22 protein-coding genes are annotated in these 21182 nt (G+C 55.6%); 10 read left to right on the plus strand and 12 right to left on the minus strand.

The genetic code is table 11. The features are described from left to right. Positions 1 to 34: 34 nt before the first annotated feature. Positions 35 to 340, minus strand: a complete 306-nt coding sequence (gene cowN, locus FY034_RS01460; RefSeq protein ID WP_265553201.1) for a N(2)-fixation sustaining protein CowN — start codon at positions 338 to 340, stop codon at positions 35 to 37. 266 nt (positions 341 to 606) lie between these two features. On the opposite strand from cowN, the gene FY034_RS01465 reads away from it, so the two are divergent. Beyond that, positions 607 to 4347 (plus strand): EAL domain-containing protein, encoded by a 3741-nt coding sequence (locus tag FY034_RS01465; RefSeq protein ID WP_265553202.1) that lies wholly within the window; start codon positions 607 to 609, stop codon positions 4345 to 4347. Positions 4348 to 4350: 3 nt separating this feature from the next. On the opposite strand, the gene FY034_RS01470 is transcribed toward FY034_RS01465, so the two are convergent. Both FY034_RS01470 and FY034_RS01475 read right to left on the minus strand, forming a co-directional pair. After that, on the minus strand, positions 4351 to 4785 hold the full coding sequence (locus FY034_RS01470) for an FKBP-type peptidyl-prolyl cis-trans isomerase (RefSeq protein ID WP_265553203.1): 435 nt from the start codon (positions 4783 to 4785) through the stop codon (positions 4351 to 4353). After that, entirely contained in the window at positions 4782 to 5105 is a 324-nt protein-coding gene (locus tag FY034_RS01475; RefSeq protein ID WP_265553204.1) for a hypothetical protein, read from the minus strand. The genes FY034_RS01470 and FY034_RS01475 overlap by 4 nt, the downstream gene beginning before the upstream one ends. A gap of 135 nt (positions 5106 to 5240) precedes the next feature. Here FY034_RS01475 and FY034_RS01480 point away from each other — a divergent pair, with 135 nt between their 5' ends. Continuing rightward, positions 5241 to 5810: a hypothetical protein gene (locus FY034_RS01480; protein WP_265553205.1), complete on the plus strand. Its 570-nt coding sequence runs from the start codon at positions 5241 to 5243 to the stop codon at positions 5808 to 5810. Positions 5811 to 5894: 84 nt separating this feature from the next. Here FY034_RS01480 and FY034_RS01485 read toward each other — a convergent pair whose 3' ends face one another. From FY034_RS01485 to FY034_RS01525, 9 genes are all read right to left on the minus strand, one after another. After that, positions 5895 to 6233: a zinc ribbon domain-containing protein YjdM gene (locus tag FY034_RS01485; RefSeq protein ID WP_265553206.1), complete on the minus strand. Its 339-nt coding sequence runs from the start codon at positions 6231 to 6233 to the stop codon at positions 5895 to 5897. A gap of 54 nt (positions 6234 to 6287) precedes the next feature. After that, positions 6288 to 7472 (minus strand): formate-dependent phosphoribosylglycinamide formyltransferase, encoded by a 1185-nt coding sequence (gene purT / locus FY034_RS01490; RefSeq protein ID WP_265553207.1) that lies wholly within the window; start codon positions 7470 to 7472, stop codon positions 6288 to 6290. 24 nt (positions 7473 to 7496) lie between these two features. Beyond that, complete coding sequence (locus tag FY034_RS01495; RefSeq protein ID WP_265553208.1) at positions 7497 to 7619, minus strand: hypothetical protein; 123 nt, start codon at positions 7617 to 7619, stop codon at positions 7497 to 7499. A gap of 595 nt (positions 7620 to 8214) precedes the next feature. Further along, positions 8215 to 9921, minus strand: a complete 1707-nt coding sequence (locus FY034_RS01500) for a solute carrier family 23 protein (RefSeq protein WP_265553209.1) — start codon at positions 9919 to 9921, stop codon at positions 8215 to 8217. A 116-nt stretch (positions 9922 to 10037) separates the two neighbouring features. Next, the gene (locus tag FY034_RS01505; RefSeq protein WP_265553210.1) at positions 10038 to 10871 is read right to left on the minus strand and encodes a hypothetical protein; all 834 of its coding nucleotides are present in this window, start codon (positions 10869 to 10871) and stop codon (positions 10038 to 10040) included. A 102-nt stretch (positions 10872 to 10973) separates the two neighbouring features. Next, positions 10974 to 11570, minus strand: a complete 597-nt coding sequence (locus tag FY034_RS01510) for a hypothetical protein (RefSeq protein WP_265553211.1) — start codon at positions 11568 to 11570, stop codon at positions 10974 to 10976. A 101-nt stretch (positions 11571 to 11671) separates the two neighbouring features. After that, positions 11672 to 12520, minus strand: coding sequence for a hypothetical protein (locus FY034_RS01515; protein WP_265553212.1), 849 nt, complete (start codon positions 12518 to 12520; stop codon positions 11672 to 11674). A 90-nt stretch (positions 12521 to 12610) separates the two neighbouring features. Next, on the minus strand, positions 12611 to 12889 hold the full coding sequence (locus FY034_RS01520; protein WP_265553213.1) for a hypothetical protein: 279 nt from the start codon (positions 12887 to 12889) through the stop codon (positions 12611 to 12613). 416 nt (positions 12890 to 13305) lie between these two features. After that, positions 13306 to 13773, minus strand: coding sequence for a DUF4405 domain-containing protein (locus tag FY034_RS01525; RefSeq protein WP_265553214.1), 468 nt, complete (start codon positions 13771 to 13773; stop codon positions 13306 to 13308). A gap of 363 nt (positions 13774 to 14136) precedes the next feature. On the opposite strand from FY034_RS01525, the gene FY034_RS01530 reads away from it, so the two are divergent. The 8 genes from FY034_RS01530 to modA all read left to right on the plus strand — a co-directional run bounded on the left by FY034_RS01530 (position 14137) and on the right by modA (position 21176). Continuing rightward, positions 14137 to 14799, plus strand: a complete 663-nt coding sequence (locus tag FY034_RS01530; RefSeq protein ID WP_265553215.1) for a class I SAM-dependent methyltransferase — start codon at positions 14137 to 14139, stop codon at positions 14797 to 14799. A gap of 10 nt (positions 14800 to 14809) precedes the next feature. Further along, positions 14810 to 15166 (plus strand): hypothetical protein, encoded by a 357-nt coding sequence (locus FY034_RS01535; protein ID WP_265553216.1) that lies wholly within the window; start codon positions 14810 to 14812, stop codon positions 15164 to 15166. A 170-nt stretch (positions 15167 to 15336) separates the two neighbouring features. Then, a complete protein-coding gene (locus tag FY034_RS01540; RefSeq protein WP_265553217.1) occupies positions 15337 to 16323 on the plus strand; it encodes an ABC transporter substrate-binding protein in 987 nt (328 codons plus the stop codon). Next, positions 16314 to 17000, plus strand: a complete 687-nt coding sequence (locus FY034_RS01545; protein WP_265553218.1) for a GTP-binding protein — start codon at positions 16314 to 16316, stop codon at positions 16998 to 17000. Before FY034_RS01540 ends, FY034_RS01545 begins: the two co-directional genes overlap by 10 nt. A 156-nt stretch (positions 17001 to 17156) precedes the next feature. After that, complete coding sequence (locus FY034_RS01550; protein ID WP_265553219.1) at positions 17157 to 18158, plus strand: ATP-binding cassette domain-containing protein; 1002 nt, start codon at positions 17157 to 17159, stop codon at positions 18156 to 18158. 285 nt (positions 18159 to 18443) lie between these two features. Continuing rightward, complete coding sequence (locus tag FY034_RS01555; RefSeq protein WP_265553221.1) at positions 18444 to 19250, plus strand: TOBE domain-containing protein; 807 nt, start codon at positions 18444 to 18446, stop codon at positions 19248 to 19250. Between the two features lie 93 nt (positions 19251 to 19343). Next, positions 19344 to 20282: a ModD protein gene (gene modD / locus FY034_RS01560; protein WP_265553223.1), complete on the plus strand. Its 939-nt coding sequence runs from the start codon at positions 19344 to 19346 to the stop codon at positions 20280 to 20282. Between the two features lie 138 nt (positions 20283 to 20420). Beyond that, positions 20421 to 21176: a molybdate ABC transporter substrate-binding protein gene (gene modA / locus FY034_RS01565; RefSeq protein ID WP_265553225.1), complete on the plus strand. Its 756-nt coding sequence runs from the start codon at positions 20421 to 20423 to the stop codon at positions 21174 to 21176. Positions 21177 to 21182: the final 6 nt, after the last annotated feature.

Raw genomic sequence — 21182 nt, forward strand, 5'->3', positions numbered from 1 at the left:
CTTCCCGGACGGAAGGCTGCCGGCCCCAGGGGGGTCAGCAGCTTTCCGCCTCAATCCGGTCCAGCAGTGCCAGGGCCGGCTGATCATCGTAGGTCTCAAACAGTTCTCTGATGTTGTTGATGTAGGCGTGGATCAGGTAGAGCTCATCCTGTTTGAAGCCGCTTGTCTTGTCAGGTTGTTTGATCTTCTCCAGTTTACCTTTGAACAGTTCCCAGAAACGGTTGGTCTTTGCCGGATCATCAATATGGTGACGCAGCAACTCAATCAAGCGGCGCGAGTTGGCATCCCCCTCGATTCCGATAAAACTGACATAGCGGTCCGGTCTGGCTGGCTGGTGCATGACATCTCTCCATTGCGCTGATTTTGATGAACAGTGATCATCGGTATGCAAAGGCCGGGCCGGTATGCCCGGTTCTGTCGTTGTCCAGCCATGATCGGTGCCCTTGGAAATCCAGCCGCATACACCTGAGTCAGGCGGCATAGCGCTGTTTCCGGTGCAATAGGATGGATTTGGTCTTGTCATGCGGGATTAAAACGTGTAGTTCAGGGTGGTATTAATTTTAATGTTGCAAGGTGATGATGAATTATTCTCAGCTGCTTTCCCGCATGGGAATTAAGACCCAGCTCTCGCTGGTAATGGTTGTTACCGGGCTGGTACTGATCGTGACCATTGTCTCCGGGACCCTGGCTGTTCTGTCGCGGGAATATACCCGTACCCTTGGCCGCCAGCAGGAAGCGCTGCTGAACGGTCTGGCCCAGGGGATCGATACTGAACTGAACTCTGCCGGAAAGGCGCTGCAGGCGGTTGCCCGGGTGGTGCCTGAAGAGGTCATGCAGGACAGCCGGCAGGCCCAGCGCTTTCTGGAGAATCGCACCGGCATTCAGAGCATGTTTGACAACGGTCTGGTGCTGCTTACCGTTAACGGGCGCCTGATCGCTGAAACCCCCTACCTTGCCGACCGCACCCTCCGTGATTTTTCCGACCACCCCTCTTTCCGCCAGGCGCTTACGGCAAACAGGCCGATTATTTCAAGGCCGTTTGTCTCAACCAAGCCACCGTACCATGCGGTGATCCAGCTTGCCGCACCGGTGCGGGACCGGAAAGGGCGCTGCATCGGCATGCTCTCCGGCGGGATCTGCCTGCAAAAACCGAACTTTTTGGGATCCCTGGCCCTGCAGAGGATCGGCAAAGGGGGCTATCTCTACCTCTATGCCAAGGACAGAACCATCCTGGTGCATCCAAACAGCTCCAGGATTATGAAGCAGGATGTCCCGCCCGGCAGCAACAGGCTGTTTGACAAGGCGATCGAGGGTTTTGAGGGGACCGGTGTCACCACCACCTCCAGTGGGGTGAAAAGTGTCTCCTCGTTCCGGCATCTGCAGCAGGCCCCCTGGATACTGGCGGTCAACTTCCCCGCCGATGAGGCCTATGCCCCGCTGAGAAAAGGCAGTGCCGTCCTGCTGCTGACGGTGATCCTGGTGGCCGCGGCCTGTATCTATACCTCCTGGCTGCTGCTGAATAAGATGACCGAGCCGCTTTCCGCCTTTACGCAGCACCTGGAGGGGCTGGCGGAAAAAGAAGGCGAGGCGCGGCAGTTCAGTGCTGAAGGCGGCCGTGAAATAACGACACTGGTTGCAACTTTTAACAGCATGATCCGCTCACTTGATAAGCAGCAGGCGGCCATCCGCAGTCATGCTGAAGAACTTGGGCAGCTCTCCCAGCAGCAGCGGGCCACGGCACGGCTGCTGAGGATGGTCTGCGACAATGTGCCGGATATGATCTGGGCAAAGGACAGGAACGGTTTCTATCTGTTTGCCAATCAGGCCATCTGCACGAATCTGCTGGTTGCGCGGGATACGGAGGAGCCGGTCGGCAAAAATGATCTGTTCTTTGCCCTGCGTGAGCGGGAATCCCATCCTGAACGGGCTGACTGGCATACCTTTGGTGAACTCTGCTTTAACTCAGACGAACTGGTGCTGCAGGATATGCAGCCCCGGCGTTTTGACGAATACGGCAATGTCAAAGGGGCGTTTCTCTTTCTTGATGTCTACAAGGCCCCCTTCTTTGATGACTCCGGCACCCTGCTCGGTACAGTCGGCTGCGGGCGGGTTGTGACCCGGGAACGCCAGCTTGAGGCGGAAACGCGCAAACTGAGCCGGCTGCACCAGTTCCGTTCCAGTATCAACCAGCTGATCGGCCGCCGTCCCGGTCCGGAGGTGCTGTTTCAGGAAGTCTGCTCCATCGCCGTGGCTGATGGCGGGTTCAAGCTGGCCTGGATCGGCATTCCGGATGCCCGGGGAGATGTCACGCCCAAGGCAGCTGCCGGTTTTCCTCTGGAGCAGCTGACCGGCTTCGGAGCAGGCGACCGCACGGTCTCAGTCCAGTCGGCCTGCCTGAAGTGCTTTGGAAAAAACAAGCCGGTTGTGATTGATATGGCGGATACCGGACGTGTTGAGCGGCTCTGCCCCACCTGCCGCCAGATCTATGGTCTGATTCCGTTTGCTGCCATGGCCTCGTTCCCTGTCTCCGTTGATGGCCAGGTCTGTGCCGTGTTTACCCTCTATTCCGCAGAGACAGGCTTTTTCGATCAGGCCGAAGAACAGCTGCTGGAGGGGGTTGCCGGTGATATCGGCCATGCCCTGGCCGTGGCGGAACTGGACCGTGCCCAGGCAGAAAGCCGTGAACAGTTGCGGCTTGCAGCAAGCGTCTTTGAAAACAGCCGTGAAGGGGTGTTGATGACGGACCGTGAGGAACGGATCCTGATGGTCAACCAGGCCTTCATCGACCTGACCGGTTACAGTCGGGAGGAGGTGCTGGGACAGACCCCCCGTGTACTTCAATCGAAACGGCACGGCAGGGAGTTTTACAGCGCCATGTGGAGTTCGCTGCAGCTCGCCGGACAATGGCGTGGCGAGGTCTGGAACCGGCGCAAGAATGGCGAGATCTACCCGGAGCTGCTTTCCATCAGTGCCGTAAAGGATACCGGCGGTGAGGTAACGCACTACGTTGCCGTCTTCACCGATATCTCAAAGATCAAGGAGTCTGAGGAGCAGCTTGAATACCTGGCCTGGCATGACCCCCTGACCGGTCTGGGCAACCGCCTGATGCTCTCCAGCCAGCTGGGGCATGCGATCAACCGCTCGCAGCGGGACAGCAAACAGCTGGCCCTGCTGCTGCTGGACCTGGATCGCTTCAAGGATATCAATGACAGCCTCGGCCACCTGGTTGGCGATGAGCTGCTGCAGAAAACAGCGCAACGCTTGACGGAGAAACTGGGACAGACCGATGCGCTCAGCAGGCCTGGTGGCGACGAATTTGCGCTGTTGCTGGAGGATATCAGCGATCCCAAGGATGTGGCCTGGGTTGCTGAGGATATCCTTGAACTGCTGGATACGCCGTTCCAGCTGAGCAACGGGATGGAGCTGCGTATCAATGCCAGCATCGGCATCGCCCTCTACCCCGACCATGGCCGTTCGGAGTACGAGCTGCTGCAACAGGCCGATGCCGCCCTCTATCGCGCCAAGGCGGAAGGCAAGGCCTGCTTCAGGTATTTCAGCGAGGATCTGACCAGAGAGGCACTGGAGCGGATTACCCTTGAGGCGCGGCTCCGGCAGGCCCTTGACTTGCAGGAGTTCCGGGTCCACTACCAGCCCCAGGTGGAGCTGAAGAGCGGCAGGATCGTCGGAGCAGAGGCCCTGGTGCGCTGGCAGAATCCCGAGCTCGGGCTGCTTGCACCACGTCATTTCATCCCGATTGCCGAGGCGACCGGATTGATCTCAGCCATCGGGGGCTGGGTGCTGCGTGAGACCTGTCGTCAGGGCAGGCAGTGGCTCGATCAGGGGCTTGCGCCGCTCAGCCTGGCGGTAAACCTCTCGCCGCTGCAGTTCCGCCAGGGAGATATTGTTGATACGGTCTCGGCTGTGCTTGCCGAGACCGGATTCCCGGCAGAACTTCTTGAGCTTGAAGTGACGGAAACAGCCCTGATGGAACAGGGAGGGGAGGCGATTGCCGTACTGCAGGCGATCAGCAGTCTGGGGGTCCGGCTTGCCCTGGATGACTTCGGCACCGGTTATTCATCCCTGGCCTACCTGAAACACTTTCCCTTGAACCTGATCAAGATTGACAAATGCTTTGTTGATGATGTGCCCCATGGCGAAAAGGATCTGAAGATTGTGGCCACCATCATCAGCATGGGGCATGGCCTGGATGTGCGTGTGCTGGCAGAGGGGGTGGAACGGGAAGATCAGCTGCAGTTCCTGCAGGGCCTGCAGTGCGACCTGTACCAGGGCTACCTGAAAAGCATGCCGCTGCCGCCGGAGGAGTTTGTCAAACTGCTCGCCTCCTGACCATTACGGCTCGTCAATGCTGTCCAGCCGCAGGGCAAAGGTCAGATCCAGACCGGCCAGGGGGTGGTTGCCGTCCAGGGTCACCTCCTGCGGGTTCTGGTCCAGAATCAGCAGAATCCGTTCCCTGCCGCCGCTGAATTCAATCCGCAGCTTTTCACCGATCCTCAACTCCCGTTCAGCCGGAAACATCTCCCGTTTTACCTTGATGATGTTGGCGTCGAGACGTGGCCCGTAGGCCTCTGCCGCAGGGATCAGGATGTTCCTCGTCTCGCCCGCAGCCATGCCGATAATGGCCTGTTCCAGCGCAGAAAAGACCTGATCATTACCGATGGTAAAGGTTAACGGGCCGTTCGCCTCGGTGCTGTCGAAGATCCGTCCGGTATCCAGGGTGCCGATATAACTGACCGTCACCGTACTGCCGTGTTGGGCCTGTTTCATAGAGGTGTCTCCTTGTCTGGTTTTGGGCAGCCGCAGGCTCCGCAACTGCAGATCCTTCGGCCGCAGCTGCTGCAGGCGGGGTTTTTCGGGTCCCGCCCGTCAATCGTCCTGCCGCAGGAGGGGCAGTTGTAGCGGTAAAAGGCAAAGCCGCAGTTGCAGCAGTACCGCATGCCGTCGGCATCCGGTTTGTCTGCGATATGTATTGATTCGCAGATCAGGCAGACCGAGGCCATCTCCGGGCAGTTTCTGATGCCGTCCCGCTGGGAGCGGTACTTCTTGAACAGCCGCTTACCCTCTGCGCGGTCAATGGGTAGTGTCATGGTCCCTCCTCGGGTCAGATGCAGACCTCCATGCAACTTTGCTGCCGTGTCGCGCTTAAGGTTTGGCATGCCTGATGAATACAACACCAATAGCTGCACAAAATATGCGGTAAATAGAGTAGAAGGGTGAAGACAATGCATACAAAAGAGGCAACGGTGCCGCTATCTACATCAGGAACAGCCCTCAAGTATCTTGGGATGCGACGTTATCAGCTGACGCTGGAGGGACGCTTTGATCCGGGCTGGATCTGTGGACTAAGTCATGGCCTGGCACAGCGCAAGGTCAATATCACCAGGCTTGAGGCGGCACGCGGTATCGGCAGGAACTGGCAGTCCTGCCTTGATCTGGACTTCGGTGCTGCCGTACTGGCACCTGATGCAATTGATTATCTGGCGCTCAGCAAGTCGAACGCGACCGTCCAGGCGTTGGCAGAACCGATTGCGCTGGATGATTACCAGCTTGAACGTTCAACCAGATGTGAGGGCAGTCTTTACCTGGAGGCAAACGGCCCTGACCGGCTCGGGGTCCTGTCAGCACTCTTGAACACCTTCAGCCTGTTTTCGCTCTTTCCGGCAGAGATGCTGGCGGAAACCAAAAACAAGCGGATCTTTGACCGCTTCTGGCTAAAGGGGATGGGCGGCAGCGCGCCATCACGGGAGGCCGTAGCGGCCCTGCGGGAACGGATGCAGGAATTTACGCTGTGACGGGGGAGCGATTCTGAGGCGGCAGTCTGATCAACACGGCATCTGTGCTGATCAGACTGCCTGACTGCAGCAGGTACGGGCCGATCAGGCCTTTTTGACAAACTCCGACTTCAACTGCATGGCACCGAACCCGTCAATCCTGCAATCGATGTCATGATCACCATCCACAATCCTGATGTTCTTTACCTTGGTCCCCACCTTGACCGGCGCTGAGGCCCCCTTGACCTTCAGATCCTTGATCACGGTCACGCTATCGCCATCCTTCAGCTCTGTGCCAAAGGCATCCCGCACCACCCGCGCCGTAACCGCCTCCTCTGACGCAGCAACCGGCCATTCATGGGCGCATTCCGGGCAGACATAGTTATCGCCATCTTCATAGGTGTAGGTAGAACTGCAGGACGGACATTTCGGTAATTCGCTCATTGCTGGTTTCCTTTTCTATTTTTTGCTGCGGATACAGATTACATTAAAAGCAGGCTATCCCTGCGGCATGATCCGCACACAGTGGGCGCTGGCCTCGGCCCGGCTGCGGGCCTCGTCCGTGCTGGCACCCTGGGTCAGGGCAACCCCCATGCGACGGCCCGGGCGGGTATCCGGCTTGCCGAACAGGCGCAGCTTGGCGGTGGGAACGCTCAAGGCCTCTGCAACACCTGTAAAGCGCACCGTCTCCTGGCTGTCGGTTGCCAGGATGACATGGCTGGCAGAAGGGGCCAGGTTCAGGATCTCCGGCACCGGCAGCCCCAGGATGGCCCGCACATGCAGCTCAAACTGGCTCAGGTTCTGAGAGATCATGGTCACCATGCCGGTGTCGTGGGGGCGGGGCGAGACCTCGCTGAACAGCACTGTATCCCCCTTGATAAACAGCTCCACCCCGAAGATCCCGTAGCCGCCCAGGGCGGTGGTGACCATTTCCGCCTGACGCCGTGCCTCAGCCAGGGCTGCCGGTGACATGGCCATCGGCTGCCATGATTCGTGGTAATCCCCCTTGATCTGTACATGGCCGATCGGCGGGCAGAAGGAGGTGCCGCCGGCATGGCGCACCGTCAGCTGGGTGATCTCGTAGTCAAAGTCGATAAACCCTTCAATGATGACCGTGTCCGAGGCGCCGCGGGCGCCGTCCATGGCGTACTGCCAGGCCGTGTCCACCTCGGCTGCGGTTTTTACTACGCTCTGCCCCTTGCCGGAGGAACTCATGATCGGCTTGACCACGCAGGGGAGCCCGATGCTGTCGGCAGCAGCCCGCAGCTCTGCCGCACTGGAGGCAAAGGCATAGGGGGCGGTGGGAAGCCCCAGCTCCTCAGCTGCCAGACGCCGGATCCCCTCGCGGTTCATGGTCAGGTTGGCAGCCCGGGCCGTGGGGATCACCCGCTGCCCTGCCTGTTCCAGCTCCAGCAGAAAGACCGTATCAATTGCCTCGATCTCCGGCACGATCAGGTCGGGCTGCTCTGCCTCCACCACCCGGCGCAGCGCCTCCCGGTCCAGCATGCTGATCACATGGCTGCGGTGGGCCACCTGCATGGCCGGGGCATCGGCATAGCGGTCAACCGCGATCACCTCCACCCCCAGGCGTTGCGCCTCCAGGGCGACTTCCTTGCCCAGTTCTCCTGATCCCAACAACAGCAGTTTGGTGGCACCAGCCTTCAGCGGGGTTCCAATACTCATACGGTAACATCCTCCATGGTAGTGTTATGCAGCCAATTTCCCAAGATAGTCATCCAGTGTAACCGCCGTAACTTCCCGGTTCAACGGGCGGGTGGTATCGCTTAGCGTCAGCAGCCGCCGCTCAATATCGCGACGGGTGTCGATCATGGGTGGAAGGATAGCATGGGACGTGCAAACGTTTCGATGCAAATTTAAAGTGGGGTTTTAAATATGCATTAAAGTCGGCTCTGCTTACACCAGTACCACCACGATCAACGGCGTCGGCATTCTGGACAGCAGCTTTACAACCGGCAGCACAAAGGCGGTAGTCAGCAATAGCAGTGATGACAGCAGGCCGCTCCGGTGGAGCGCAGCACAGACCGTGGTCGTTGAGGGCTGTATATTTTCATTTGTTGACTGGACCCTTCTCCAGCAGGAGTCTTGGAGGCGAGTTGTCGTAGCAGTAAATATGGATTCTTTCAGAGCTCTTGGATCGAATTGCTGGCTGTTATTTCAGTGTGTTACAAAAAAACTGTAAAATTTCTTTACACCCTGGAAAAACGAAAAACCCGCCTGAAGGGGCGGGTTTGGGTGCTACGCTAGTGGTTTGGCATGTATGTGTCGGATTCGCATGGGCGATCCTTTGCTTTGTAATGAATAAAAGCCTGTATAAGCCGATAGATGGCGTATGTCCAGAAAAAATCAGCTGGCTACGGCACTACGGCACTGCAAGCCGTATCTGCCGCACCATGTGGAAACGCAGTCAATGCTCAAAGTGGAGTGTTACCCGTTGGTGCTGGTCAGCGGTATCTACCGTAACACGGTCGGCGTACTGGCGGATCAGCAGGGCTGGCAGGCGCATCAGCGCCGCGTCCTCATCAAGGGGCTGTTCTGGCGAAGGGGGCTGAGTCAGCGCCTGAAACGGCAAGCCGGTATAGAGTATTGCCACATCCAGGTTGTATTCGTCAAAGCGGGCCTGGATCTTAATCTCGTCTGATGTCAGTTCCATCAGAATTACGGTCTCCAGCAGTTCATTGACGGCAGCCTCCACCCGTTGCACCACCTGACGCCTGGCACCCCACGCCCCGCCGCGGTTCTCAAAAAAATTCCGTACGTCAGCAATATGGTTCAGCTGGGGTTTGATGCAGACAGCCGCGTTCTGAGCCGTGCCGACACGGAAGAGCAGGTTCAGCATGATGGCGCAGATTGAGGCAACCGCAAAGGGTGATCCGGCAATGCTGGAAAGCCAGTCGGGAAGGCGGCTGATCAGCTCGGAAAACTGCATCACGGAAAGCCCCGCGATGATGGAGCCCCCAACCATGAAGATGCGGCGGTTGTCCATCATGCGGGAGGTGATCAGCCCCATGCCGGAAGTAATCAGAAACACGGCGGCATACACCAGCACCGCCCCGATTACCGGTGTCGGCATCCTGGACAACAGCTTGGCAACCGGCGGCACAAAGGCGGTTGCCAGCAACAGCAGTGATGCCATCAGGCCGATCCTGCGGGCAGTCGCGCCTGTTGCCGATGAAAGCGCGATATGGGCAGAAGAAACCCCGGTGCCAAGGGTCCCCAGCACACCGGCAATAGCGACACCGATGCCGTCTGCCAGAATACCGCCACTCAGGCTCTGCATGTCCGGCCTCACCCATTCTGTCTGATTGATCTTCTGGCAGGTAACAATACCGGCAACCGAATCAAGCGACGACACCAGCGCGGTCATCAGAAACGGGATCAACAGCGCCCACTCAAATTTCCATGCAGGCACGCTTATGGTCGGTAACGATACAAACCCGCTATCCATAATGCTGCGCAGGCTTGCAGGGGCAATAACACCAAGATAGAGCGCCGTGCCATAGCCGCCAACCAGCCCGATCAGCACCGAATACAGCCGGATATGTCCTGTTGGCCAGACACTCAGCGCAATAATCAGCACCAGGGTCACTGTAGCAACAATCGCGCTAGGCGGGTCAATCTGGCCGTCAGCAGTCAGCCCTAGCAGCCGCGGCAGTGCGGACTCAACCATGGAGATGCCAAGCATCAGGATCCCCACCCCGCAGACCTCAGCAGGAAAGAGGTGGCGCAGCGAGGGGAGAACACGTGAAAAAATGACGCTGAAGGCCCCGGCAATCACGGTCATACCGCAGGAAAGCCCAATGCCGCCCATGCTGGCGGCCTGCATGGAAACCGGCAGATACACCGGGTTGTTGATGTGCACCCCCAGAAACCCGCTGCCAATGCCGTTGCGGCGCAGACACTGCAGAAACGTACCTGCAGCCATGGCCAGGATAGATGCTGTCACAATCCCTTCGGCATTGGTGTGTGTTCCTGACGATTCAGTCAGCAGCATCAAAGGGTAGACAATAAAGACAAGCGCCAGACTGGCATGCTGAAACGCCAGCAACAGCGTGGTTCGTAACGGCGGGATCTCGTTGACCCCATAGATTATTCCGGCTGGTTTCTGTTCCACAAAAATCCTTCCCCGTCATCTTCATGCTTACGGGTTCTTGCCCTGTGTGCTGAGTGGCAGGCACCGGCTGGTTGGCGCTTTACCTTAGTATCAGATCGCAATCTTTTAAGGGGCTGTCACAGCCGCGATAACAGTTCAGAAAGGCGTGTTACTTCAGGGAAATAATGATGTATGAGATATCCGGTAAGAGTTGCTAATGCAAGTGTTACCATAAATGGAATACTGGTCGTCTTGAAAACGCTCCCCATCCAGTCGGCGCTATCGATTCGCTTCGTTCCACGTACAAGGCTAGCTGCTAGAATAAATTCAAAGGCTGCCTCTGACAGGATGAAGGGGGCCTCGTAGACCAAATAAACACCTGCACCGACAACCGCGGCCATAATCGCAGCCAAGGCCGCGAATACCACCACGGCCACAACTCCTCCCTCATCGCCAAGTCCTTCGGCAACGCCACCGACCACATCACCCACTGCGTCGTCTATGCCGCCGCTCGTATCTATAGTTCCTGAAAGTATATCTGAACTGCTGTCTGCAAACTCATTGCTTGCTGCGTCAAAGCTCTCGGTTGCTCCTCCGCCGTCAAACCCGCCTCCGCCTCCACGAAACACTTCGCCGGCGCTGGTATAGCCATCGTATGGACATGAAATCGGCATGTCAGGCAGGATGTCACATGAATCTGGCGAATTGTTATTTGCCTTTTGTGTCACGGGGGAGGTGGCAATATATTTTAGCCAGAGCTTAACTGATATGAAGAAAATGAGATATGCGAAGATGACCGCAAGAGGGTAGCGCAACATTACGTTTTCAAGATGTAAGGCCAGCAATATTTTAGTGGCCAACACCCCAGAACAAACTGTTGCCATTAGGATTAACGACATATGAAATCGCAAGGAATGTCGCTTCTTGAATCGCTCCGTAAAATTGATTTTATGTTGAAATAGATTTGTCATTTTCTCTCTGCGACCAACGGTGCTGAGGATGACCGGGCCGGTTCTTGTGACGGTCGAGAAGTTTACGGGCCAGGTCTTGAAATATCATTTTTTACACAAGAACTAGCTTTTCGAGACCTGACCCCATAGGTGTTCCTTATTTGCCTTCTTTGCCAACGCTGACTGCTGTTGCATCGATGGTTGCGATGGCATGTAAGGCTTCTGCTTGATTGCTTCCATGATTTTTGTGAAGCGAAAAAATTGAATGGCGTAAAGCGATCCGAAGAGAACGAGCAAAAACGGAATAACGAAGCCAAGCTCCGATTTTGCTGGGGAGTTGGTAATAAATGAAGCAGGGAAAATGAAAGCGAAAAGCAAGGCAAACCAGTTAGCATAACCAGTCACACTAATTTCACGACGTTTATAATCAACGCGAATCAAACCATGCATCACAGGCGTATAGTGGAAAAATCTGAAGCTGATCATTTTTTCTCTGAAAGCTATTAAGCCTTCGCCTACAGGGAAAAATATTATTGGTGTGGTTATACCTTGGCTGAACTGATTCGTAAGATCATCGGGAGATAAACTAGGTGCTTCAATAATTGAGACGGTTTTTTTGAAAAGGGGTATCCCTTTCAAAAAATAGAATGGTACCCATCGACTGTTCAACACGGTCTCAGCAATAGCCACAACCACCAAGATTATTATCGATACTTCCATTTAAACTTTTCCTCACATAGCGGGGTGCCCCCATGACCCGCCCGCCCAGGTTTTCTGGCGGTCGGCGTCCATGGGGCTGTTGGACATTCACTTTTCATAAATTATGGTTTTGATACAGGCTCAACTCGTGTAAGGCGAGTTATCTCTCCAGGCCACAGACTCATGTGACCACGTGGCCCTCGGAGAAAAACTCCATCTACTCGGAGCCAAGCATTGTTTTTATCCTTGATAGCCGACTTTTCTGCAAAAGTTGAAGGTTCAGACCGCCAGATACTTCGTTTGAGGTCGTTCGATTTGGAAGCCTTTTCATCCACTGACAAGCTGCTTCCTTCAAATTCTCCATGGTAATAACCAATAACCGAAACTCGTTTTCCGTGATACTTGTCTAGATTTTCTAGAATTTCTGTTAGCTGGACTTGCCGAGCCGGTTGTAAATCTCCTTCTGTAACTGTAGTTGCTTTTGCCCTATCTAATGGTTGGTCAACTTTTGTTTTCTTGGTGAATTTGAGCATAATGTCATGAATGGCTTTTCTGGTAGGTGACTTAGGTGGAGTGTTGAAAAAATACCGACATTCTCGATCGTTTATCCTTACATTCAAATCTGTAAAATACTCCTTAGATTCCGATTTTGGATCACTCTTAAGGTGGAATATGTTTGCTTCAAGCAGCTTAAGGATCAGATCTTTCTTCTCTTTTTCAGTAGCTTTGCGTTTATATGAATTTTGAAAATATATTGCTGTAACTACTGGTGTTGTGGATCCATAAACATCTTCACGATAGTAATAATTGATATCATCTCCGGGAAGAAGTGATATTTGCGTAATAGATTCTCGATGGTCAGAAGCTGTACGTCGAGTCTCGATGACGTCGTAGCTTATGTATGTTTCTTTAGCGCTTGCTGATGTTGTTACGATCACTGCCAGGAGAATTAAAAGTAAAGTTTGCATCATATTCTCTCTCGTCCAACGGGTGCCCGGTTGACGCGCACCGGGGCGTTTTCAGCCCTGGTCGGTGTCTAACCGGCTGTTAGGCTAGCCTCTTTATGACTTTTTGCTGTCATTGTTCCGGTTTGCCTCTCGATACCTGAAATATGCTACCCCGGCAGTTAGTAAAGGAATTAAGATATACCCTGACCACATGCCTTTCATTCTCTTTTCATAGTATTCGGCGGCTTCTTTTTTTGTGATTTCACGTGCTTCTGAGCCTCTTCCTCTCATTACGGATTCATCTCGAATGCACTCATAATGCATGTACCCAAAAAAAGATAATCCTACGATATTGATGACAAGCCAAATTGTAATCGCTGTCGATTTTTTCATTTTTGTTCGCCTAACTCGTTCTTGAGCGGTTAACGTGCGCGCGTGAACCGCTCATCCCCCCAAATGGAATGTTTATCCTGCGATCATTCTTAGCCCATCTCTTGCATTTGGTTTGAATTTTAGCTTGTTATTTCGGCACGTTACAAAAAACTGTAAAATTTCTTTACACCCTGAAAAAACGAAAAACCCGCCTGAAGGGGCGGGTTTGGGGGCTACGCTAGTGGTTTGGCATGTAGTTGTCGGATTCGCATGGGCGATCCTTTGTTTTGTGATGGATGAAGGTCTGTATAAGCCGATAGATGGCGTATGTCCAGAAAAAATCAGCTGGCTGTGAAGCCGGGACAGACCGCAGTGCTCCCACGCAGAGGCTGCGCTAAAACATTCCCACCCCTGTTTAGATTAGCAAAGCTGCAGCATCAGATTTTCTGTTTGCCTTTGCTGCGTGTACTATCAGCCATAAGTTCGCTGAGCGACACGCTCCCGTCACGATTATTGTCCATCTTTTGCAGGGTGATCGTTGCGTCAGCAATCTCATCTGCATCAAGCTCACCGTTACGGTCCTGATCAAATACCTGGATGAGCGGATGGCTTTTTTGAGGACTGAGCGCGGCTCCGGCATACAGGGTAAAGAGCGATATGACAAGCCCGGCAGTTATGGCCATCAAGGATGCACGCTGTCGCACATATGAGGCAAAGGTTCTCCAGTTTACAGCCAGATGCAGAATACCGGCTGCCATAAATGCATAGCCGATCCATTCATGCAGGGCCTTGATGCCGCTAATCTTGACGTGAAATGCCAGTAAAACACCGGATATCCCTACAACCAGAAATGTTGTTAAAACGAGTGGACTGAGCATTGTGCGATGTTCTGTGCTGCTTATCATGGTAACTATTCTCCTTTGGGTTGGTGTTAAATCTGCCTGAGTGCATCAAGCCAGAGCCAGATGAATATGTTGTGAACGAATTGTGAAAAAATATGCACATAGCTCTTGCCGGTTTGCGCCGGTTCATTCCGGCTGAAACCGGCAGTTTTGGTTCTGACTGGACCTCCTGCAACCAGGTGTATCCTGCCTGATTAGTTCACGGGCGTCCTGCTCATATTTGCCAAAAATTGCAGCAGGTATTTTGCTGCCGTCTACATGCTGAAACTAAAACAGCTTGAAACTATTAGGTGTTTATTGCTATATGACTTTGGCATGCGTTATGTAGTTTGGTATATAGCGAGTCTGAAGAAGAGGGGGATCTTTATGCAGATTGACGCCAAAAAATTCGACCTGATTGCCCGTAACGTCTTTGCCCCGGCCTATTCGCTGCTGGCGGAACAGATCATGGAGCGCACCGGTATCATGAGTGGCCTCTGCCTGGACCTGGGCAGCGGCGGTGGCTATCTGGGGCTGGCCCTGGCCTGGAACAGCAAGCTGCGGGTCTGTCTGCTGGATGAGTCGGAAGAGATGCAGGCGATTGCCGAGCAGAATATTTATGACAAGCGGCTGGACAACCGGGTGGTGGCGCTGTGCGGGGATGTCCATTACCTGCCGCTCAAGAACAACAGTGTCGATCTGGTGGTCAGCCGCGGTTCGGTCTATTTCTGGGATGACCTGGCCCAGGTGTTGCGGGAGATCTGGCGGGTGCTGGCGCCGGGCGGTCAGGTCTGCATCGGCGGCGGTTTCGGTTCAAAGGCGCTGAAGGATGAGATCGTCGCCAAGATGCGCCAGACAGAGCCGGACTGGCAACCCAGGTGCGGAAAGTTTGATGACGCACGCTTCCATGATGCCGTCAAGCTGGCCGGTATACCCGACGCAGAGCTGCTGAAAGACGAAAGCGGTACCTGGCTGATTTTTAAGAAGCCGTTTGAGTATCTGTTGGAGCGGATGGCAGACAATTACGTCACTGCCTGTGACTACAAATGAGGAAGATCGTATGACGATTCAGGATGGCATACGCAGCTTGCTGTGCAGTGTGACGGCCTTGGCCCTGCTCGCCCTGCCGTTGATTAGTGAGGCCCGCACCATTACCGATATGATCGGCAGGAAGGTGCAGGTGCCGGATCGGATCACCAGGGTCTATGCCAGCTCGCCTCCTGCCACCTATCTGTTGTACGCCCTGGACCCGGCGCTGATTGTCGGCCTGAATTCACCGCTGAACGAGACCGAAGAGCGTTTTCTAAAACTTGCGGACAGCAGATTTCGCACGGTTGTCCGCAGGAGTGCTGCATTTATGATCACAACAAAGCAATGCGTGTTGCCAGAACAGGGCATGCAGCTGGTTAGTGTTTGAAATTACAGGCTGTTATGTCTGGTTTGCTTTTGGCTTGTGTTATGCACCATTACCGTGTGTGCAGGAACATTCAGAAACAGCCAGGCAGATGAACTGTCCGAGTCTGGCATGCCGGTCTAAGCACTCATATTCAGGCTGTAAGAGTCTTTCAGTGAAGAGGGAGTACCCCCATGATTGGTGACGGATTGCATCTGCTGGCCCTGCTGCCCTGTCCGGTCAAGGTGCCGATTGAACAGGCCTTTGACGAGCATCTGTCCAGCCTGCCTCCCGGACGTGCAAACGCACTGCGCTGCCAGCTGGAGGGGAATGCCAACATTGAGTCGGATTATTACAACACGGTGGAGCAGCTGACAGAGCTGGACCAGTTTCCGGACATCATCATCTCCCCCGGTTTTAACAGTCTCTTTGAACGTCCCTTTGTGGAGCGGTTCATCGAGACCAACCGGTTTGTCAGTGTCAACGACTATGCCGGTGACCGGCATCTTTCAGTACTGGGGGTCTGTGATCCCACCGGGCATTACACCATGCTGGCCATGAACCTGCTGGTGCCGGTGGTGGATCACCGCCGCCTGGGGGATCGTCCGGTGCCCCGCTGCTGGGCCGATCTGCTCAAGCCGGAGTACGAGAACAGCCTGGCCATCCGTGGCCATAAGGACGGCACCTTTTGTGAGACCCTGCTGCTGACCATCTACAAGGATACCGGCGTGGAAGGGCTGCGCAAGATGGGCAGGAATGTCCGCTATGGCTGGCATCCCTCCCAGATGGTCAAGGCTGCCCTGGGCAGCAGCGCTGATGCACCGGCCATCAGCGTCATGCCGCTTTTCTTTGCCCAGACCCTGGTTGGCAAGGAACAGTACCGTATCATCTGGCCCGACGACGGTGCCCTGATCAGTCCGGTGACCATGCTGGTCAAGACGGAGAAACGGGCTGAACTGGATGACCTGCTGACCTTCTGGGCCGGTCCGCAGGTGGCGTCCATCTTCAGCGGGGCCTTTTTCCCGGCGGTCCACCCGGGGGTGGATAATCAGCTGCCCGAGGCCGCAACCTTCAAGTGGATTGGCTGGGATTACATCATCAACAATGATATCAAAAAGCTGATCAGCGGCGTGAATGCTGCCTTCCGGCAGGGCCGCGGGGGGAATATCAGATGCGCCTGATAACCGTGGCAGGGCCCCCCTCTTCGGGCAAGACCGCCATCATCTGCAAGACCGCCGAGGCGCTGCAGGCCGATGGTGTCTCCGTTGGCGTGATCAAGTTTGACTGCCTCTCGTCAGGGGATCAGGCGCTGTACGAACGGCGCGGCATCCCGGCCCGCACCGGGCTGTCCGGCAACCTCTGCCCGGATCATTTCTATGTCAGCAACATTGAGGAGTGTCTGGACTGGGGCCTGCAGAGCGGCTTTGATCTGCTGATCAGCGAGAGCGCCGGCCTGTGCAACCGTTGCGCCCCCCATATCAAGGATGTCTGTGCGGTCTGCGTGGTCGATAACCTAAGCGGTGTGGAAACCCCGCGCAAGATCGGTCCGATGCTGAAGATGGCTGATATCGTGGTGATCACCAAGGGCGATATCGTCTCCCAGGCAGAACGGGAGGTCTTTGTCCACCGCATCCGTCAGGTCAACAGCAGTGCCGTGATCATCCATGTCAACGGCCTGACCGGCCAGGGAGGCCATGAGCTGGGGCGGCTGTTGCGGGATGCCGCTGCGGTTGATTCGTTGCAGGGCAAACTGCTGCGCTTTTCCATGCCGGCGGCACTCTGCTCCTACTGCCTGGGGCAGCGCCGGATCGGTGCTGATTTTCAGATGGGTAACGTCAAGAAAATGGAGTTGGGGTAGCCGCTGAAACAGTTGATGTAACCCCCCTCAGTCCCCCCTTGTCAGGGGGGATGTTCAATAATCCTCCGCATACTCCCTCCCTGATAAGGGAGGGTTGGGGTGGGTTTAAAGAGGAGATACAGAGTTGCTGTAACCATACAGCAACAGAGGTTCATTATGATCAATCAATACAGTGATATGACGCTCGATCAGTTGTTTTGCGAACATCCCCATGCGCGGGAGTTTTTTTCTGCTCTCGGTCTGTCGGCACTGCCTGCAGGCCAGACACTTGCCTCGACCGTGGCGGCCCTGGATGAAGAACTTTTGCTGGATGTGGGGATTGAGCGTCAGGAGCTGTTGGGACAGTTCTGCGACTACATGGCGGGGGTTGAGCGGCTGCGCAGTCAGCAGCAGGCGTTGGTCGCCTCGGTCACGGTACTGGGGGGGCACGACAAGAGCGGCAACCCGGAAAACTTCAGGCTTGAACTGCGGCCCGGCGAGGTGACCTGCATTGTCGGTCCCACCGGATCGGGCAAGAGCCGTTTCCTGGCTGATATTGAGTGGCTGGCCCAGGGGGACAGCCCCACCGGACGGACTGTCCTGATTAACGGCGCGGCCCCTGATCTGGCCCGCCGCTATGCCGTGGAGCAGAAACTGGTGGCCCAGCTCTCGCAGAACATGAACTTTGTGATGGACCTCTCGGCGGAAGAGTTTATCCAGCTGCATGCCGAAAGCCGGATGGTGGCTGATCCGGCTGCCATAACCGCTACCATCCTCGAGCTGGCCAACTCCCTGGCCGGTGAGCAGTTTACCCCGGCCACGCCGGTTACGGCCCTGTCCGGCGGCCAGTCCCGTGCCCTGATGATCGCCGATGTGGCCTGTCTCAGCAGCTCGCCGATCGTCCTGATTGACGAGATTGAAAACGCCGGGATCGATCGCAAGCGGGCGCTGTCATTGCTGGCGGATCAGGATAAGATTGTGCTGATGGCCACCCATGACCCGATCCTGGCGCTGATGGGACAGCAGCGGCTGATCTTTAAAAATGGCGGTGTATCCAGTATCCGCAGCACCAGCCCGGCAGAGCGGGCCAATCTGACCCTGTTTGAGGCGATGGATGCCCGTCTGACCGCTGTGCGCCATGCCTTGCGCAACGGGGAGGAGATCGCCGGAAACTTCTGAACCGTGGATCTGCGCAGCATGGTGGCAGGCAATATTCATAACGGGATCGTCGGCGCGTCTGCAGATTCTCAATGCAGATGACACGGCAGGTTGTTTGGCCCAGCCGTTGCATATACAAGATGCGGATCTGCCCGGGTTTTTAGGATTGATAGGGGCGGGACGTGCATGGACCTGCTGTACAGTCATCTCAAGCGTTATTTAGGCCTGTACATAACGTCATTTTGAGTATAGTTTTCTCACTATGAACAGCCGCCAGGCAGGACATCTCATTTATGGAGCGTCAGCATGAACAGTGCGGGGACCGTAGAACTGAACGGGAATCTCTGGTTTACCAGGGAAACGAGTAAATTTCTGGGGAGCGACCGGATCGCCCTGTTGGAAAAGATCGACGAACTCGGTTCCATCACCAGGGCTGCCAAGGCGGTTGGTATCAGTTATAAGACCGCCTGGGAGATTGTAAACCAGATCAACAATCTTGCGGCGGTGCCGTTGGTTGACCGTGCCACCGGAGGGAAAGGGGGGGGCGGCGCCAGCCTGACTGTCACAGGTCGCGAGGTGCTGGAACAGTTTCGTGTCGTGCAGGAGGAACACGGCAAATTTTTGAAAAACCTGGATATGCGTCTTGGGGACACCAACAATCTGTACCAATTCTTACGGAGGATTTCTATGAAAGTAAGCGCACGTAACGTATTCAGCGGTACCGTCACATCCATTGCCAAAGGGGCCGTGAACGCCGAGGTTACCCTTGGTCTGAAAGGTGCCACTGCCATTACCGCCGTGGTAACCAACGGGGCAATCACTAACCTTGGCCTGCAGGAGGGCATGTCTGCCTATGCGATTGTCAAGGCCAGCTCCGTGGTAATCGGCACAGATCTGGCAGAGGCAAAGCTTAGCACCCGGAACCAGCTGACCGGTACGATTGCCAAGCTGGTTGAGGGACCGGTCAGTTGTGAGGTTGATCTGGAGCTGCCCGGCGGCACTACCATCAGCGCCGTGATTACCGATGGCAGCGCCAAACGGCTGGGCTTGAAGGTTGGTGGCACGGCAACGGCGCTGTTTAAGGCTTCCAGCGTTATCCTGGGGGTCAGTTGATGTAGGCAAGGGCAACTCTCCACAATCTCCCCTGACAAGAGGAGCGGGGAGGGGTTGCAAGGCTGGGGCGGGCTACGTACACAAGGGGCATCAATGTTGCTGTCCCTTTTTTTGGCACTGTCGTTATATTTTGAGCACCATAACGGTGAGCGGGGTCTTGGCATGATTAACTGTCTGGCGGATAGTGAGATAGAGCGGTTTCTGGAAGAGGATCTCCCCTATGGCGATCTGACCACCCACCTGCTGGGGATCGGGCAGCAGACGGGTGAGATCCGCTTCAGTACCCGCCACCACACCACGCTCTGCTGTACTGAAGAGGCGGGCCGGGTGCTGGAAAAGTCCGGCTGCCGGGTGGTGCAGCAGAGTGCCAGTGGGACCAGGCTGGCGCCGGACGAGACCTTTTTACGGGCCACCGGCCCTGCCCAGGCCCTGCACGCCGGTTGGAAGGTGGCCTTGAACCTGCTGGAATACGGTTCCGGTATTGCCACCCGTACTGCCGGGATTGTGGCAGCAGCCCGGGGGGTGAACCCCAACATTGCGGTGTTGACCACCCGCAAGAACTTTCCCGGCACCAAAAAGGTCGCCATCAAGGCGATCTGCGCCGGTGGAGCCCTGCCGCACCGCCTGGGGCTGTCGGAGACGGTGCTGGTGTTCAAGCAGCATACGGTGTTTCTGGGAGGGCTTGAGCCGTTCCTGCAGCAGATTGCGGCACTCAAGCGCCAGGCCCTGGAGACAAAGATCATTGTGGAGGCAGATACGCCGGAGGAGGCAAAACGGATCGCCCTGACCGGGGTGGATGTGATTCAGGTGGATAAGCTGGCACCGGCGCGGCTTAAGGAACTGGTGAGCGAGATCAGGCAGGTCAATCCCGGCGTCAAGCTTTCCGCTGCCGGGGGGATCAATGAGCAGAACGCGGCAGAATACGCTGCCAGCGGTGTTGATATCCTGGTGCTGTCATCGGTCTATTTCGGCAAGCCTGCCGATATCGGGGCGGTGATCATGGCTGCCGAGGCCTGTAATGAGAGCAGATAACAAGCGGAACAGTGGTGCTGCCTTTGTTGTCGTTGCTGTTACTGCTGTCGTCAGTCAAAATTTGGCGGCACAGTTGAGGTGAAACAAATCATCCGTTCCTACGGTTGTGATATCTAACGCGTGAAAGGAGTCTGAACCATGAAACTGTCCAAATGTCTATTTTTGATCTGTGCCTGTATCCTGGCCATTGTCCCTGCTGCCTCTGCCGAAGAGGTGAGTGTTGCTGTTGCTGCCAACTTTACCGCACCTATGAAACAGATCGCAGCGGATTTTGAAAAGGCCAGCGGTAACAAGGTGGTGCTTGCCTTTGGTGCATCCGGTAAATTTTACGCACAAATCAAGAACGGCGCGCCATTTCAGCTGTTCCTGTCTGCCGATGATGAGAAGCCGGCCAAACTGGAAAAAGAAGGTTTGACGGTTCCCGGCAGCCGTTTTACCTATGCGATCGGCACCCTGGTGCTCTGGTCTGCCAAGCCAGGCCTGGTTGATGCCAATGGCGATATCCTGGCCAAGGGCACTTTCAACAAAATCGCCATTGCCAATCCGCAGCTGGCCCCCTATGGCGCTGCAGCCATGGAGGTGCTGGCCAAGCGGGGACTGACAGCGGCAATCAAACCCAAGATGGTACAGGGGGAGAATATCTCCCAGACCTTCCAGTTTGTTGGTACCGGTAATGCTGATCTGGGTTTTGTGGCCTTGTCACAGGTCATGAAGGACGGTAAAGTATCCGGCGGCTCCTCCTGGATTGTTCCGGGCAAACTGCATGAGCCGATCCGTCAGGATGCGGTACTGCTCATCAAGGGAAAAGGCAGCCCTGCTGCTGAAGCGCTTGTACGCTACTTGAAGACAGATAAGGCAAAGGCAATCATCCGTTCCTATGGCTATGGCATCTAAAAGGTA

It is taken from the genome of Trichlorobacter lovleyi (assembly GCF_015239775.1).
GTDB classification, from domain to species: domain Bacteria; phylum Desulfobacterota; class Desulfuromonadia; order Geobacterales; family Pseudopelobacteraceae; genus Trichlorobacter; species Trichlorobacter lovleyi_B.